2 protein-coding genes are annotated in these 690 nt (G+C 64.5%); both read left to right on the forward strand.

Annotation, left to right across the window (positions count from 1 at the left end; translation table 11 throughout):
* Positions 1–262, forward strand: a 262-nt coding sequence (locus D1159_RS19040) for a hypothetical protein (RefSeq protein WP_161847143.1), incomplete at its 5' end; no start/stop codon positions are given.
* A gap of 12 nt (positions 263–274) precedes the next feature.
* On the forward strand, positions 275–690 hold a 416-nt coding region (locus tag D1159_RS19330; RefSeq protein ID WP_347563741.1), incomplete at its 3' end, for a hypothetical protein.

Below are 690 nucleotides of genomic sequence, written 5' to 3' on the forward strand. Positions count from 1 at the left end.
GGCGGCCCGGGAGGCGGTAAAGGAGCTGGCCGAAGGGGGCCTGCCGCTGTTGGTCATCGGAGAAACCGAGCCGGAAAAGGGGGCGGTATTTTGGTTTGACACCCGGGCGAGGCGGCCGGAAATCATTGAACTACAGTTGGGAGGTGAGGGCGATGAGACGCCGGTGACAGCGGAGATTGACGGGCAGGCTCACCCAGTAACCAACGCGGCGCCCTTGGGCGCGGAGGAAGACGAGATCTACGAGATCGAAATCACAGACTAGGAGGAAAACAGTATGCCGAATATTGCGAAGAAAGCGATCCTGCGGGCCAAGGTGGCGGGTGTGCTCACCGACCTGATGGTACAGACCAGCGCGGAGAACGTCCGGGTGGACGGCACCACCCTGTCCGCCAAGCTGGCGGAGCTGTTGGCCGCGGTAGAGACCCGGCCCACCGGCAAGGATATGGACACCGCTATCTCCCAGGCTATCTCCGGCCTGATCAACGGCGCGCCGGAGACTTATGACACTCTGAAGGAGATTGCGGACTACATTGCCGCCCACCAGGAGGCGGCGGACGCCCTCAACGCCGCCATCGGCGGCAAGGCAGACGCCGCGGACCTCACCGCCGCCGTAGCCCGTATCGCCGCCCTGGAGGCCAAGAAGGTGGCGGAAGCCGACCTGGCCGACGACCTCAAGGCCAAGGTCAACGC

It is taken from the genome of Pseudoflavonifractor sp. 524-17 (assembly GCF_009935845.1).
In the GTDB taxonomy this organism is placed as follows: domain Bacteria; phylum Bacillota; class Clostridia; order Oscillospirales; family Oscillospiraceae; genus Pseudoflavonifractor_A.